At 70.8% G+C, this 15,122-nt stretch carries 14 protein-coding genes; 7 read left to right on the top strand and 7 right to left on the bottom strand.

Features of this window, described 5'->3' with window-relative positions; genetic code table 11:
* The 3 genes from E1289_RS04015 to E1289_RS04000 form a co-directional block, all read right to left on the bottom strand.
* Window positions 1-1,563 (bottom strand): AMP-binding protein (locus E1289_RS04015; protein ID WP_131975372.1); only part of this gene is annotated, 1,563 nt, incomplete at its 3' end.
* Window positions 1,564-1,648: 85 nt separating this feature from the next.
* A complete protein-coding gene (locus E1289_RS04010; protein WP_131975370.1) occupies window positions 1,649-2,449 on the bottom strand; it encodes a class II aldolase/adducin family protein in 801 nt (266 codons plus the stop codon).
* Between the two features lie 254 nt (window positions 2,450-2,703).
* A complete protein-coding gene (locus E1289_RS04000) occupies window positions 2,704-3,150 on the bottom strand; it encodes a DUF6196 family protein (RefSeq protein ID WP_131975368.1) in 447 nt (148 codons plus the stop codon).
* A 341-nt stretch (window positions 3,151-3,491) separates the two neighbouring features.
* On the opposite strand from E1289_RS04000, the gene E1289_RS03995 reads away from it, so the two are divergent.
* Window positions 3,492-3,671, top strand: coding sequence for a hypothetical protein (locus E1289_RS03995; protein ID WP_243712594.1), 180 nt, complete (start codon window positions 3,492-3,494; stop codon window positions 3,669-3,671).
* A gap of 157 nt (window positions 3,672-3,828) precedes the next feature.
* Here the strand turns inward: E1289_RS03995 and E1289_RS03990 are convergent, their stop codons facing one another.
* Window positions 3,829-4,512: a LysR family substrate-binding domain-containing protein gene (locus tag E1289_RS03990; RefSeq protein ID WP_243712593.1), complete on the bottom strand. Its 684-nt coding sequence runs from the start codon at window positions 4,510-4,512 to the stop codon at window positions 3,829-3,831.
* Window positions 4,513-4,567: 55 nt separating this feature from the next.
* Between E1289_RS03990 and E1289_RS03985 the strand changes: the two genes are divergently transcribed.
* Window positions 4,568-4,951, top strand: coding sequence for a DUF5997 family protein (locus tag E1289_RS03985; protein ID WP_131975364.1), 384 nt, complete (start codon window positions 4,568-4,570; stop codon window positions 4,949-4,951).
* Between the two features lie 63 nt (window positions 4,952-5,014).
* Here E1289_RS03985 and E1289_RS03980 read toward each other — a convergent pair whose 3' ends face one another.
* The 3 genes from E1289_RS03980 to E1289_RS03970 all read right to left on the bottom strand — a co-directional run bounded on the left by E1289_RS03980 (window position 5,015) and on the right by E1289_RS03970 (window position 8,774).
* Entirely contained in the window at window positions 5,015-5,503 is a 489-nt protein-coding gene (locus E1289_RS03980) for a nuclear transport factor 2 family protein (protein ID WP_131975362.1), read from the bottom strand.
* A 256-nt stretch (window positions 5,504-5,759) separates the two neighbouring features.
* On the bottom strand, window positions 5,760-6,065 hold the full coding sequence (locus E1289_RS39400; RefSeq protein WP_243712592.1) for a dihydrofolate reductase family protein: 306 nt from the start codon (window positions 6,063-6,065) through the stop codon (window positions 5,760-5,762).
* Window positions 6,066-6,251: 186 nt separating this feature from the next.
* Window positions 6,252-8,774, bottom strand: a complete 2,523-nt coding sequence (locus E1289_RS03970; RefSeq protein ID WP_131975360.1) for an AMP-binding protein — start codon at window positions 8,772-8,774, stop codon at window positions 6,252-6,254.
* Between the two features lie 68 nt (window positions 8,775-8,842).
* Between E1289_RS03970 and E1289_RS03965 the strand changes: the two genes are divergently transcribed.
* The 5 genes from E1289_RS03965 (at window position 8,843) to E1289_RS03945 (ending at window position 15,009) form a co-directional block, all read left to right on the top strand.
* Complete coding sequence (locus E1289_RS03965; RefSeq protein ID WP_131975358.1) at window positions 8,843-9,859, top strand: iron ABC transporter substrate-binding protein; 1,017 nt, start codon at window positions 8,843-8,845, stop codon at window positions 9,857-9,859.
* Between the two features lie 4 nt (window positions 9,860-9,863).
* The gene (locus E1289_RS03960; protein ID WP_131975356.1) at window positions 9,864-11,372 is read left to right on the top strand and encodes an iron ABC transporter permease; all 1,509 of its coding nucleotides are present in this window, start codon (window positions 9,864-9,866) and stop codon (window positions 11,370-11,372) included.
* Window positions 11,369-12,451: an ABC transporter ATP-binding protein gene (locus tag E1289_RS03955; RefSeq protein WP_131975354.1), complete on the top strand. Its 1,083-nt coding sequence runs from the start codon at window positions 11,369-11,371 to the stop codon at window positions 12,449-12,451. The genes E1289_RS03960 and E1289_RS03955 overlap by 4 nt, the downstream gene beginning before the upstream one ends.
* 441 nt (window positions 12,452-12,892) lie before the next feature.
* Complete coding sequence (locus E1289_RS03950) at window positions 12,893-13,585, top strand: response regulator transcription factor (protein WP_131975352.1); 693 nt, start codon at window positions 12,893-12,895, stop codon at window positions 13,583-13,585.
* A complete protein-coding gene (locus tag E1289_RS03945; protein ID WP_131975350.1) occupies window positions 13,582-15,009 on the top strand; it encodes a HAMP domain-containing sensor histidine kinase in 1,428 nt (475 codons plus the stop codon). Before E1289_RS03950 ends, E1289_RS03945 begins: the two co-directional genes overlap by 4 nt.
* Window positions 15,010-15,122: the final 113 nt, after the last annotated feature.

The following is a 15,122-nucleotide window of genomic DNA, read 5'->3' as shown; positions in this document are numbered from 1 at the left end:
ATCCGCACCCCCGGCGGGGTTCGCGGTCATCCGGAACCGGCGGACCTTGCCGACGCTCGTGCGGGGAAGTTCGTCGATGAGGTGCCAGGCCCGGGGACGCGCCTGGGGGGCCAGGTGCTCGGCCGCCCATCCGGCAAGTGTGCTGGGGGCCGGTGGTGAGGCGGGGTCCTTGGCGACGACGTAGGCGACCGGGACCTGGTCACGGACGGGATCGGGTCGCGCGACGACCGCGGCTTCGAGGACTCCGGGGGCCTGGGCGAGCACCGCTTCGATCTCGGTGAGGCTGACGTTCTCCCCGGAGACCTTGATGACGTCGTCGGCGCGGCCGACGAACCGCAGCGCACCCGTGGTCCCGTCGGCTTTGACCAGGTCTCCGGTCCGGAGCCAGGAGCCGTCGTCGCCGCCCGTGAAGCTGCGGCCCGTCGTGGCGGGATCATCGAGATATCCCTCGAACAGGTCCTCGCCGCGGACCCCGTGCACCAGCAGCATCCCCGCCTCGCCCGCGGCCACCGGCCGGCCTGTCACCGGGTCGACGACGGCGATCCTCCGCCCGCCGATCGGGTGGCCGATGACGTCGTGACGCAGCGGGTCGCCGGTATCGGCGGTCACCGCCGCCACCGTCTCGGTCATCCCGTACAACTGCCGGGGCCGGCAGCCGACGAGCCTGGCGAACTCCTCGTAGTGGTCCTGGCCGAGGCTCTGCGCGAACCAGACATGCTGCATCCTCAGCGGCGGCGGGTCGGCGGCCCGGCGCGCAAGAATCATCCGGATCGGCGCGGCGAACAGGCTCGCGTGGGTGGCTTCCAAAGCGTGTGCCTGCGAAAGCCACCGTGAGGCGGAAAAGCCGTGGGTGAGCGCGACGCCGGCACCCACCGCGATCGCCGGAGCGAAGCAGTAGTACTGAGCGTTCGCGTGGAAGAGCGGCAAGGTGACCAGCCAGCGGTGCTTGCCGCGCAATCCGGCCGCCGCCGACATCGTCTCGGCCACGTGGGCGTAGTTGCGCTGGGTGAGGACGACTCCCTTGGGTTCGGACGTGGTGCCCGAGGTGAACATGACGGCGAGCCGGGCCCCGGGATCGGCCGTCTCTGCCGTGGCACCGATCGGCTCACCGGTGAGAAGGGCACCGCCCGCCTGCACGTCGCCGGCGGTCTCCCGCAGTTCGAGCACCACCGGGACCGTGTCGCCGGCTCCGGCGCGGTAGGCCGCGGCGCGGTCGGTGGCGCAGATCCCCAGCACGGGTGCGGTACGGCGTACCTGGTTGGCCACGTCCCGAGCGGTCGACGCGGGGTCGACCGGGACCATCCAAGCCCCGAGCCGGGCCACCGCCAGCCAGGTCGCCACGAAGGCGGGGCAGTTGCGCAGAGCGACATGAACCGCGGCGCCCGGGCGTACACCGAGGTCGTGAAGCGTGCCCGAGGTGCGGGCGACCACGGCGTCGAACTCGCGGTACGTCCACGTCGTGGTGCCGGTTTCGTCGTGGAACAGCAGGAAGACCGAGTCGCCGTGCCGCCGGACGGCGGTCGACCAGCACTCGTGGAACGTCGTCGGGTGTCGGGGAACCATCGGTGCGCCTCCAGTCGGTCACCACGGATTGGCCGAGACGGCGGGACGGACCGCCCGGGGACGGCACCCTCCCGCCGGTGCCGCGTCAGTCCTTGTAGCCCGGGTCGGTTCGGTCGAGCTTGCGGATCAGGGACGGCCACTCGCGGTCCCCGGAGACGCCGAGGTCGTCCAGCCACTGCTGGACCGTCAGTTCTACGATGTCGGCGCCGGGCACGCGCAGCGGGCGGCCAGTGGCCTGCGCCATGAGCTGGGTCCTGGCGGCCTTGTCGAGGTAGAACATCTCGGTGAAGGCGTGACCGACGCTGCGGCCCACGGTCAGCGTTCCGTGGTTGCGCAGAATCAGGGCGGCGTTCTCGCCGAGGTCGGCGATGAAGCGCCGCTGCTCGTCCATCGTCAGGGCGATGCCCTCATAGTCGTGGCAGCCGATGCGGCCGTGGAACCGCATCGCGTGCTGGGTGAGGGGGAGCAGCCCCTCCTCCAGGATGCTCAGCGCCATTCCCGCCTCCGTGTGCAGGTGCATGACGCACCCCGCGTCGGCGCGGCTGCCGTGGATGGCGCCGTGGATGACGAACCCCGCCGCGTTCGGCCGGTAGGGGCTGTCCCCGATGACGTTCCCGGCCATATCGATCTTGACCAGGCTGGACGCGGTGATCTCGTCGAACCCGAGCCCCAGCGGGTTGACGAGGAAGTGGTGCCCGGGACCGGGGACGCGTGCGGAGATGTGCGTGTAGATCAGGTCGTCCCACCCGAACAGGGCGCACAGCCGGTATGCCGCGGCGAGGTCCCGGCGGACCGCCCGCTCCGCCTCGGTGATCGGACCGGTGTCCGGTACGTGCCCGCCAGGCAGGTCGAAGGTCGTGAAGTCTGCGGCGCCCGTGGTGGCCATGACGTCCCTCTCCGGCCGCCCGCCCGGCAACCAGTTGAACTAAACGTTTAGTTCAGTTTAGAGGGTTCGGCAGCGCTGTCAACGGTGTGCCTGCCTGCCGCCGCGAACTGCTCGACCGCACGTTGATCTGGAACCAGCGGCACCTGCTGCTTCACGCACTCCGCGAGTTCGAGACCCTCTACAACGAGCATCGGCCTCATCAGGGCAGGGTCGGCGGCACCCTCGCGGCGATGTGGGCCCTCAATGGTTGGGGATCACTGGCCGGGTCGGCGGATGCGCAGCGCCTCGACCACTGCGACCGCCTCATCCAGCATGTCGATGGGACAGCCCCAGTAGTCGTAGATGCCGCCGCGGGCCTGGTTGCTGCCGCAGATGACGAACACGCCGGTCCCGAGCTGGGCCTTGAGGTGAGTGGCCAGCCAGCCGACGAAGCCACTGTTGTCCTGATCGGCAGGGAAGTGAAAAGAGAAGACCCCGAACCGTTCGGCGCCGCTGTGCCCGTGCACGTGGGGGACCAGGCGGCTCCAGCTCTCCTCGTCGCGGATCACGGCAAGGGTGTCGGCTGTGAGCTCGGGGGCCTGGGCGGCAGGGAACTCCTCAAAGCACCAGGCGCCGTCGTGCACGATGACGTCGGCTTGAGCGATCACATCGCGCAGGCGGGCCTCCGTCTGCTCCGCGGTCTCCACACTGACGCTGACCATGGATGCCCCTCTGCAACCCGGCTTGCCCGACGATCGACCTCAACTCTGAGTACGGCTCGTTCATTTCGTCTCGGCCGGGTTCATCAAAGATGACGCTGCATGCACACCTCACCTTCCTCCTCCGACCGCTCCTGGATACAGCGACCTTCACAGGCACGGTCGGGTCGCCGAGAGACGTTCCGGTGGTGGGCAGAGCGTCGTCGAGAGCACAGCGGCCGCGCGGGACGTTGGCATGACACACCCGGCCCGACTTGCTTAACTATGGACGATCTTCTCGTTACTGTCGTACCCCAGGGTCGGCGAAGCGGTCACCGGAGGTAGCGATGAGGTCCGGACGGTGGATGCTCGTCGCCTGGCTGATCGTAGGAACGCTCGCTGCGGGACAGCGCGACTACTACACCCGATTTGACGGCAGCTGCGCCACAATCGCCACCATCGGAATCACCTGGGCCTCCGGTCCGCTCAACTACATCGGTCTCAACCCCACCGCCGACTGCAAGGTTCCCCAGCCGAGCGAATGACATGTCGGGCCCTACGACCGCGTCATCGTGATGCCGTCTAACGACATCTTGAGCTTCCCCCGTTGCGCGGACACCCGAGCTGAGTTGACCTTGATCAACTTGGACGATGCTCTCTGCCCGTGGGAGGGCGGGGTGCCGTCGGTAGGCGCGGCTCTCGTCACCTTCGGCGGCGCTTCTGGCGGCGTTGCTTGGAGGCGGGGCGCTGCGGCGGTGGCTTTTTACGGGCGGGCTGTTGCCGGGGATTGCGGCCGCGGGAGCTGTTGGGGGTGCGGCCGCGGACGATGCCGATCAGTTCCTCCATGAGGTCGGTCGTCTCGGCATCGAGCCAGGCCAGGCCGATCTGGGACTGAGGAGCGTCGGTCACGGCTCGGTAGGTGAGGTCTTTGCGGTGGTGGAGGCGGGCCAGAGACTGCGGGACCAGCAGGACGCCGGCTCCCGACGCCACCAACTCGATCGCGCCGGCGGTGCTCTCAGGACGGGTGAAGGCAGGCTGCCCGGGGCGGTCGTCCCAGGTCAGGACCTCGTCGAGTGGCTCGAACACGTCCTCGTCGGCGAGATCGGCGAGCTCCACCTCCTCCACTGCGGCCACCGCGTGATCCTTGGGCACCACGACGACGGTCGTCTCCAGATACAGCGGGATGACATGGAGGCCCTCGCGGTCGACGGGCAGGCGTACGAACGCAGCGTCCACGCCACCGTCCCGCAGCAGGGGGACGACCTCGGCCGCCGGCATCTGCAGCAGGCGAAGCGGAACCTCCCGGACCCGCTCGGCCCACACCCCGGCCCACTTCCCGGGCGTCACCCCCGGTACGTAGGCCAGCCGGAACTCACCATCGCTCACTCCGCCACCCTAGTCACGTCCAGGCAGTCCCCTCCCGCTGGCTACCCTTGAGGTCATGGGCACGTCCAAAGCAAAGACCCCGCAGACCATGAAGTCCGCGACCGCGGCCAAGAAGCTGGGGATCCTGCTGTCGGCAGCACCCGCCGAGTTCCAGGAAGGTCCTGTCTCCCGGGACGAATTGAACGCGCTCCAGGCCGACCCGCCCTCATGGCTGGCGAACCTGCGCCGTGAAGGCCCCCACCCCCGCCAGGTCGTCGCCGCCAAGCTCCGCGTCTCCGTCTCAGGTCTGGCCCGCGCCGGCATCACGGGCCCCCTCACCACGGCCGAGATCGAGGACCTGAAGGCCGAAAGGCCCGACTGGCTGGAACGCGAGCAAGCCGTCCAAGCCGAAGTCCGCAAGGAGGAACTCCGCCTCAAGCAGCAGCGCACCAAGGTCTGACACAGGGGATGCCCCCGGCCGCGCGCACCGCCGCCCCGCTGCTCGCAAGGTAGGCCGCGTGGGTCAAGACGCCTGCGGGGGCGAGGGCGCCCAGCGGTCTGCCAGCAGCCTGAAACTGGGCACATCGTCGAGCGATATCGAGTATTCGTAGGTCCGTTCATAGCCGATGCCACTGATGCGCCATCCGCCGTCCGCGCAGCGCCGATACGTCTCCTCGTAGAAGGCGGATCCGCGGATCAGCACCCGGAACGCCTTGGCGATGACGGTGTCCTCCAGGCACCAGGTGCCCTCGGCCCTGTCGCCGTCGACCCGGATCTCGGGTTGGCCCGCGAAGTGCACCGTGATGATCTCGGGACCGAGATTGTCGCGCATGTAGTCGACGATGGCATCGCGGCCTTCCAGACGCAGCGGCTCGCCGACCGCGTGTGTTCCGTAGGCGCCCAGAGCGTCCTCCGTGAGGGTGTCGGCGAACCCGTCCCAGTCCTTCAGGTCCAGGCAGCGCAGGTAGCGGTACTTCACCTGACGGATCTCTTCCAGGGCATTCAGATCCATGCGACGTAGCTTGCTCGACACCGCCGCCGTTGACAAGAACGCGTTCTAATTTCCGAGGCGTCCCTTCCGCTCGGCGTTCGGCAGACCGGATCACCCAGGCGAGACAACACCACCTCGACCAAGCCAGACCTCACCGATGCCACCCGCCACGTCCACTCCCGAGCATTTGGCCGGGAGCGAACCTACGGCGCAACGCCGGCCGATCTACGCCACTCCGGTGGTGTAGGGCGTGCGCCTTTGATGTCCCGCGCGGTCTTCAGCCATGCAGGGTGGGCCGGTAGATGAGCTCTTGGGTGTGGCCGTCGAGCGTCCGGCTCTCGATCAGCTCCAGGTCGAAGTCGGCCGCATCCTGGAAGATCGGGTCCACCCCGGTCTGACCTGTGATCACAGGGAAGAGCGTCACCTGGACGCGGTCGACCAGGCCGGCGGCCATCAGCGCCCGGTTCATCCGCTGCATGCGGGCGTACGCCTCGCCGAGCACCGCCGCCACCGCGGGCAGCGCCTGGTCGGGCATCTCGTTGGACGACAGCTTTACCGCGGTGGTCAGGCCGTACTCGGCCATCACGGCCTCGGGCGCGCAAACGGAATGGGTGTCGGGCCGTGAACCCGCTGGTCGCTCTCACTTCTCGATGCCATGCGGGCCTCGGCGTTGGCGGCAGTGCCGACTTCATCGTCCCGCTGCCCGGCACGCTGTCCCCATGGCCATGGGTCACACCCTGGCCGGGACCAAAGTCCCTACCGCGGCGAATCAGCGGACGGAAATTTCGGTCATCGCACTGTCGCGCACCGCGGACCTTTTCTGCGGATGCCGTTGCCGACGGTTGCGCAGGGTTGTCTTGGGCGCCGTCCGCATGATGCGTGCGGCGGCGGAGGCGTATGCCATGCCGGCCGCCAGGGAGACGAACAGGGCAAGGAGCCGGGAGTGCCCGTCCAGTAGCGGATAGACCTGCCAGTGGACGAGGTAGATGTACAGCGAGGCGCCGGCGAGGAGCCCGGCGAGGCGGTTGAGCGGGGCGCTGCTCGGCAGCGCGGGGACCCAGATCAGCAATGTCACGCCGCCGATGACGACGATCTCGCGCAGCGATTCGCCGGAGCCGAAGTATCCCGGGACGGTGGCGAGCGCGGTCACGGTCACCAGCGATCGTTGCGCGGCGGTGCCCGCCTTCGCCGCGGCCCACCCGAGGGGGAACAGCCACAGGGCGGTGACCGCGTCCGGGAGGTTCGAGAGGCCGAAGAAGTCGTAGCGGACGACAATGGCGGCAGAAAGCAGCGCGAGGGCAAAGCCGAAGGGCGCGCGGCGCTCCGCCCGGTCGAGGGCCGGGACGCTCAGCCACGCGGCCATCGCGAGCAGGAGGTAGACGATGACCTCGATGAACCAGTAATTGCTGTTGTGTCCGAACGCGCTCTTCAGCAGCAGGGCGTCCACCAGGTGGTAGTCGGTGGTGAGGAGTGCCGCGAGGACGAGCCAGACGACGCTCGGCACCGCGATCCGGTTGAGGGCGCCGAGCACGTGCCGGCGTCGTTCGCCGCGCCCGGACGAGGTGAGGTGGAACCGGGCGAAGTTGAAGCCCGCCACCGCGAGCAGCACGTGCGCCCCGCCCCGGACGGTGAAGAGTGAGATGTGCGATCCGGCTATGAGGACGATCGCGACGGCGCGCAGCAGGATGCCGGTCTCCAGGGTACGCCGCCGTGAGCGCCCGGCCGGGCGCCGCAACTCGCGGATGGGCCGGGTATGCCAGTCGGCGGGCAGCGTCCCGAGCACCTGCTCCAGCTTCAGCGACATCTCGACGTAGGACAGCGAGTCGCCGCCGAGGTCGACGAAGCTGTGATCCTCGGTGACGTCGGCCCGGTCGAGGATCTGCGCGTACAGGCGGACCAAGTCGGTGGCCGGCACCGGTTCGGGTCGCGCCAGTGCCAGCACGGCCCGGTGGTCGGGCTTGCCGGTGTGCAGCCGGGGCAGCTCGGACACCGGGTGCACGGCGATCACCCGTGCGGGCAGGCCGCACTCGGTCGCGACGAGCCGCGTGACGCGCCGGGCGTCGGCCCCGCCGGCCACTGCCACGGCCAAGCCCCTGTCGTCACCCGCGCAGAGCGCGGTGAAACCGTGCCGGGCGAGCATCGCCTCGATGCTCTGCGGGTCGATGCGCAGGCCGTAGAGCTTCAGGAACCGGCTGCGCCGCCCCACCACCTCGTACAGGCCGCCCGGCAGCAGCCGGGCGACGTCGCCGGTGCGCAGTTCGTGGACGGTGCGGCCGAGGGCGAGGTCGGCGGGGCCTTCGGCGTAGCCGAGCATGACGTTGGGGCCGCGGTAGACCAGTTCGCCGGTATCGGCGCCGGGCCAGTCGGGCAGCGGTTCGAGCCGGAACGCGCCGCCGGGAATGGGCACACCGATGGCCTGGGGGCAGGACGTCGCCAGATCGGGCGGAAGGTACGCCATCCGGGCCGTCGCCTCGGTCTGCCCGTACATGACGACCAGATCCCAGCCGCGCCGCCGCCCGAGGTCCGCGTAGTGCGCGACGCGGTCGGGCGCCAGCCGGCCGCCGGCCTGGGTGACGTACCGCAGATGCGGGAGCCGCATGTCGGCGAAGCCCACGCGGTCGAGGAGGTCGAAGGTGTAGGGAACACCGGCCAGCGCCGTCCCGCGCGCGTCGCGGAACAGCGTCCAGAAGCGGTCGTCGGTCACCGAGAAGTCGGTGAGGATCAGCCCGGCGCCGCGCAGCAGATGGCTGTTGATCACGGACAGGCCGTAGCAGTAGTACATCGGCAGGGTCGTGGCGGCGCGGTCGCCGTCGCGGATGTCCAGGTACTCGGCGATGGAGGCCGCGTTCGCCTGCAGGTTCTGCTGCGAGAGCCGGACGAGCTTCGGCGTCCCGGTGGACCCGGACGTGCTGAGCAGCAGCGCCAGCTCGGGGTGGAGGGTGTGCGCCGAGACCGCGCGGCGTTCGTCGAGCGTCCCGTCCGGAAAGGCCACGACGTCCGGGTCGTACCGGTCGACCAGGGACGACAGGGAACGGTCGTGCGGGACCAGCAGGACGGGATGCCCGGCCATCAGCGCCGCCAGGTAGACGACCAGCGCGTCCACCGTGTTGGCCCCGGCGAGCAGCACCAGGCGGCGTTCAGCGCCGAGCCGCTCGGCGGTGGCCGCCGCCCGCGCCGCCAGCTCGCGGTAGGACAGCACCCCGGCCACGGTGACGATGGCCGTTCGGTCCGCGTGCCCTCCCAGGTCATGGGCGAACGGGACCGGATGGGGCTCCAGATGGGGGCGACTCACACGCGCATCTTAAGTAAGGCTAACCTACATACCAACACCACCCCCCGAACGGCATCCCGAGGTAGGCCATGCGACACCCCCTGCGACGTTTCACCACCGCACTCGCTCTCGCGGCCGTCATCCTGCCGATGGGAGCGGCCTGCGGCCTCGGGTCCGACGCCGGCCTCATCATCTACTCCGGCCGCAACGAAGGACTCATCAAGCCGCTGCTGGACAGGCTGGAGGACGCCGTCGGCACCGGCGTCGAGGTCCGGTACGGCGCCAGCTCCGAACTGTCGGCGCAGATCCTTGAGGAGGGCGACGGTACCAAGGCGGACCTGTTCCTCTCCCAGGACGCCGGGGCGCTCGGCGCCCTCGCCAAGGCGGGACGCCTGGAGAAGCTTCCCCAGCCGACCCTCGACAAGGTCGCGGGGCGGTTCCGCTCCGGAACCGGCGACTGGGTCGGCCTCTCCGGCCGGGTCCGCGTCATCGCCTACAACCCGAATCTGGTCGCCAAGGCACCCGACACCGTCCGTGACCTCGTCAAACCGGAGTGGAAGGGCAAGATCGCCTACGCGCCGACCAACGCGTCCTTCCAGGCGTTCGTCACCGGCATGCGGGTCTTGGACGGCGACGACGTCACCCGCAAGTGGCTGGAGGGCCTGAAGGCCAACGGTGTGAAGGCCTACGAGAACAACATCGCCGTGCTGGACGCGGTGGATGCTGGGCAGATCGGCCTCGGGCTGATCAACCACTACTACTGGTACGAGCGGGTCGCGGAGAAGGGGGAGAGCGGTGTCACCGCCAAGCTCCACTACCTTCCCGGCGCCGACCCCGGTGCGCTGATCAACGTGGCGGGCGTGGGCGTGCTGAAGGGCGCCGCGCACCCCGCGACGGCGCAGAAGGCCGTCGACTTCCTGCTCTCCAAGGAGGCGCAGACCTACTTCAGCGACGAGACGAAGGAGTACCCGCTGGCGTCCGGGGTCACCAGCAACGTTCCTGGCCTGCCGCCGCTGGACTCCCTGAAGGGCCCCGAGATCGACCTCGGCGAGCTGGAGTCGCTTCAGGAGACCCTGACGATGCTCCGGGAAGCCGGCATGGTCTGACCCGATGGCCACCGCCCGCGCACCCTGGATGCTCCTCGCCCCGGCCTCCCTGGCCGGGGCACTGGCCTTGCTGCCGCTCGGATATCTCGCCGTCCGGGCGCTGGAGCGCGGCTTCGGTTTCGCCTGGAGCGTCGTCACCACCGAGGGCACCGCGCTGCTGCTCGGCCGGAGCCTGGCGCTGGCCGCCGCCGTCGTGCTGGCGTGCCTGGTCCTTGGCATCTCGCTGGCGTGGCTGACCGTCCGGACGGCGCTGCCCGCCGCCCGCGCCTGGTCGATCGTGGCCACACTTCCGCTGGCCGTGCCGAGCTACGTGGCGGCGTTCGCCTGGCTGTCGGCGGTGCCGGACCTGGCCGGGTTCGCCGGGTCGGCGGTGTCGCTGACGCTGGTCAGCTACCCGTACGTCTATCTGCCGGTCGCCGCGGCGCTGCGCGGCATCGACCCGGCGCAGGAGGAGGCGTCCCGGTCGCTCGGCATCGGCCCGGGCCGGACGTTCTTCCGCGTGACCCTGCCCCAGCTCCGCCCGGCGGCGGCCGGGGGTGGGCTGCTGGTCGCGCTCTACGTGCTGTCGGACTTCGGCGCGGTGTCGCTGATGCGGTACGACACGTTCACGCGCGGCATCTACACCTCCTACCAGGCCAGTTTCGACCGCACCCCGGCAGCGGCGCTGAGCGTCGTGCTCGTGGTGCTGACGGTGGCGCTGGTCGCGCTGGAGACCCGCACCCGCGGACGCCGCGGGCACGCCAGGACCGGGACGGGAACGGCCCGCCCGGCGGCGCCGCTGCGCCTCGGCCGCTGGACGGTCCCATCGCTGGGCTGGTGCACGGCGGTCGCCGCCGCGGCCGTCGTGTTCCCGCTGGCCACGCTCGCGTACTGGCTGGCGACGGGGAACCGCTCCACCTGGGACCCGGCGGGCCTCGTGCACACCGCCGGGGCCACCCTCGGCGCCGCCGCCGCCGGGGCCGCGCTCACCACCGTCCTCGCCCTGCCCGTCGGCGTCATCGCCGCCCGCCACCGGGGGCGGCTCCCGGCCCTGCTGGAGCAGGCCGCCTATGCCGGCCACGCCCTGCCCGGCATCACCGTCGCCCTGGCGCTGGTGTTCTTCGCCGTCCGGTACGCCAACCCGCTGTACCAGGAACTGCCGCTGCTGGTCTGCGCCTACGCGGTGCTGTTCCTGCCGCTCGCGGTCGCCGCGACCCGCGCCGCGGTCCTGCAGTCCCCGCCGGTGCTTGAGGACGTCGCCCGCTCCCTCGGCCGCGGCCCGCTGCGGGTGCTGCGCTCGGTCACCGTCCCGCTGGCCGCGCCCGGCGTCGCCGCCGGCGCGGCCCTCACGTTCGTGGTCTGCATGAAGGAACTGCCGGCGACCCTTCTGCTGCGCCCCACCGGGATGGACACCCTCGCCACCCGGCTGTGGACGGAGACCAGCGTCGCGTCCTACGCCGACGCCGCGCCGTACGCGGCCGCCCTGATCCTGCTCGCGGCCGTCCCCTCATACCTCCTCGGGAGGCGCACATGACCGATCTGCAGATCAAGGGCCTGACCAAGGCGTACGTCGAGGACACCAAGGTCCTGGACGGGCTCGACCTCACCGTCCCCGGCGGCTCGCTGGCCGCCGTCCTGGGCCCTTCGGGCTGCGGCAAGACGACCCTGCTGCGCGTCATCGCGGGCTTCCTCCGCGCGGACACCGGGACCGTCACCGTGAGCGGACGTCTTCTCACCGGCCCCGGCACTCACGTCCCGCCGGAGCGGCGCCGCATCGGCATCGTGCCGCAGGAGGGAGCACTGTTCCCGCATCTGAGCGTTGCCCGCAACGTCGCCTTCGGCGTCGCCGACCGGGCCGCACGCCGCCGGCGCACCGAGGAGATGCTCGAACTCGTCGGCCTCGCCGAGTACGGCGACAGGATGCCGCACGAACTGTCCGGCGGCCAGCAGCAGCGGATCGCCCTGGCCCGTGCGCTGGCGCCCGAACCTGCACTGGTGCTCCTCGACGAACCGTTCAACGCATTGGACAGCGCGCTCCGCGCCGGGGTACGGGCGGACGTCCGCGCCGCCTTGCGCGCCACCGGTGCGACCGCCCTGCTCGTGACCCATGACCAGCAAGAGGCGTTGTCGATCGCCGACCTGGTGGCCGTCGTCCGCAACGGACGCGTGGTGCAGTGCGGCTCGTCACATGACGTGTACAGCCACCCCGCCGATCCCTGGGTGGCCGGGTTCGTCGGCGACGCCGTTCTTCTTCCGGGGGACGCCGCGAACGGGACGGCGACGACCCCCCTCGGCCCGGTCGAGTTGCGCACCTGCGACGCGACCGTCCAGGGCACCGTGATCCTGCGGCCCGAGCAGCTACGGCTCACCGACCCCGGCGGCACCGCACCCGCCGGGACGGTGACCGACGTCCACTACTACGGTCACGACGCCATGATCACCATCGACGTCGATGGCCTTGACGCACCGGTCGACGTCCGCACCAACGGGCAGGTACACCTGCGCGTCGGCGACCGCACGGGCGTCCGCATCACCGGCCAGGCCACCCTCCACCCGGCGCCGCCCACCGCGAACGGCGCGGGCGAAGTGCGCACCAACGCCGTTTCGGGTTAGCACTCCCCGACGGAAGCATGACCGTTACCAGGAGATGAACAGGGCGTCCTGCGCCGGCCGACCGTTTGCAGACAGCGATCACCGAAGCGACCAGCGCAACCCGTGTCCCTTCTCGGCAGCACATGGGCGGCCGAGGACCGCCGCAGCGGCCTAATGAAAGCTGAGCCTCGATTCACCGTTGGTGGATCGGGGAGCCGCCGCTCCGCTCACTCGGGAGCCACCTGGGGACGCCGAGCGCCCGTGACCGGCGTGGAGGATCTCCTGTCTGGTTGCCGGGTGCGATGCTGGTCATCTGGTCCTCCCCCTCCTCATGAGCCGACGGCAGGTTCCATTTCTTAGGTATCCGTAAGAGCGCGGTCCCCAGGGACGCGCTAATCCTGCTCTCAGGTTGATCGGGGACAATGAGCGGCAAAAGCCTTGACTGGAAGGGGGCGGGCCGGCGTGCGAATCATGATCGCGGATGATGAGAGGGCCATCCGTGAATCGCTGGAGCGGGTGCTCCAGGTCGAGGGTTACGACACCAGCACCGTCGCCAACGGTCTCGCCGTGCTCGACGGGGTCCGGGGGGCCGGCGGTGACACGCTGGATCTGCTGATCCTCGACGTGATGATGCCCCGCCTCGGCGGGTTGGAGACCTGCCGGCGGTTGCGGGCCGCGGGTCGGGATCTGCCGGTGCTGATGCTGACCGCCCGTGATCAGGTCTCCGACCGGGTCGCGGGGCTGGACGCGGGCGCCGACGACTACCTGCCCAAGCCGTTCGCCACCGAGGAGTTGCTGGCCCGGGTGCGGGCCCTGCTGCGCCGGCGCACGCCGCCCGACGGGGAGTCGCAGGTCCTGTCGTTCGCCGACGTCCGGATCGATCCCGACAGGTTCGAGGCGTGGCGGGGCGAGCGGCCGCTGCGCCTGACCCGGACCGAGTTCTCCCTCCTGGAGGTCCTCGTGCGCAACGCGACCCGGGTCTTGACCCACGAGGCGCTGTTCGAGGCGATCTGGGGCTTCGACATGTGCGCCAGCGCCAACAACCTCCAGGTATACGTGAGCTACCTGCGCCGCAAGATGGAGGCCGAGGGTGAGCCGCGATTGATCTACACGCTGCGCGGCCTGGGATACACGTTGCGGGAGACTCCTCCGTGAGCAGGCCCGCCGGCCGGGAACCGCGCCGGCCGACCCGATGGTGGCGCCGGCGGTCCCTGCGGACCAGGCTGACGATGATCGCGGCGACGGCCATCGCGGTCAGCGTGTTCGTGGCCTTCCAGGTGGGCATCGAGCTCCTGAACTGGGAGCTGCAGGACACCGCCGAGAATCAGCTACGCGCCGACTCCCGCGTCCTGGCGACGGACGCGGAGCGCGCCGGTCTGGCGCAGGTCCAGCTACCGCCGTATCCCGGATCCGGTCAGCTGGTGCGGGTCATCCTGCCCGGCGGCTCGACCCGGACGCCGGCCGGCCAACCCGCGCTGCCCCCGGTCAGCGAGCACGCCGGGCGCGTGGCGCAGGGCGCGTCGGCCGACCTGATGGAGTCGAACGACAGCGACGGCTACTTCATCTACACGCTGCGGGCGGGCGACGGCGCGGTCCAGGTGGCCCGCGTCGCCGACGACAGCCCGATCACCCGGTTCGGGTTGGGCATGCTGCTGATCGGGCTGCTCTGCGTGGTCGGCGGCGCCCTTCTCGGGTGGGCCGTGGCGCGGACCGGGCTGGCACCGATCGACCGGCTGACCGCCGCCGCGGTACGTGTCGCGCGCACCCGGGATCTCGACGCCGACATCCCGGATGAGGGTGGTGGGGAGATCCGGCGGCTGATTCAGTCGATCAACGACATGCTCGCCGCGCTCCGGGACTCCCGGCGGGCCCAGCGGCTGCTCGCCGAGGACGCCGCCCACGAGCTCAAGACCCCGCTCACCAGCCTGCGCCTCAACGTCGAGCTGCTGGTCCGGCTCGATCGGCGCGGCACGCTGGACAGCGCACTGCCGGCGGAGAGCCGGACCCGGCTGCTCAACGATCTCGGCGCCCAGGTGGCCGAGTTGAGCACCCTTGCCGCCGAGCTGACCGACCTGGCGCGCGGTGACGTCAGCGACGAGAGCACCGAGCTGCTCGACCTCGCCGACGTGGTGGTGGCCGCCGCGACCCGGGCGCGTTCCCGCGTGCCCGACATCGAGGTCGCGCTCGACGAGACCTCCGTGTGGGTGAGCGGGCGTCCCGCTGCGCTCCAGCGGGCGGTGCTCAACCTCATCGACAACGCCGGCAAGTGGTCCCCCGCGGACCAGCCGGTCCAGGTCCGGCTCCGTGCCGAGGGCGCGTCGGCGGTGCTCGAGGTCGACGACGCCGGGCCGGGCATCGACGCCGCCGACGTACCGCGGGTGTTCGACCGGTTCTACCGTGCCGACAGCGCCCGGGCTTTGCCGGGATCCGGTTTGGGGCTGTCGATCGTGCAGCGGGTCGTCGATGCCCACGGCGGCCGGGCCACCGTCGCCCGCTCCGCACGCGGTGGCGCGCTGCTTCGGGTCGACCTTCCGGCCGCGGCCCCGCCCGCCCCGACCGCGCGGCTCACCGCCGGGTAGGACACCGCGGTGCGCTGACCCGCCCCGGGGGGCGCGGCGCAGGACAAGGGACGGCGGCCCTCGGGCATGGCCCCGCGCGGCTCACCGTCGGGGCAGGACACGGTGCGCCGACC

Origin of the sequence: Actinomadura sp. 6K520, assembly GCF_004349245.1 — a bacterium.
GTDB lineage: Bacteria > Actinomycetota > Actinomycetes > Streptosporangiales > Streptosporangiaceae > Spirillospora.
Note: the sequence above shows the minus strand (reverse complement) of the source record. Positions and strands in the feature narration are given on the sequence as shown.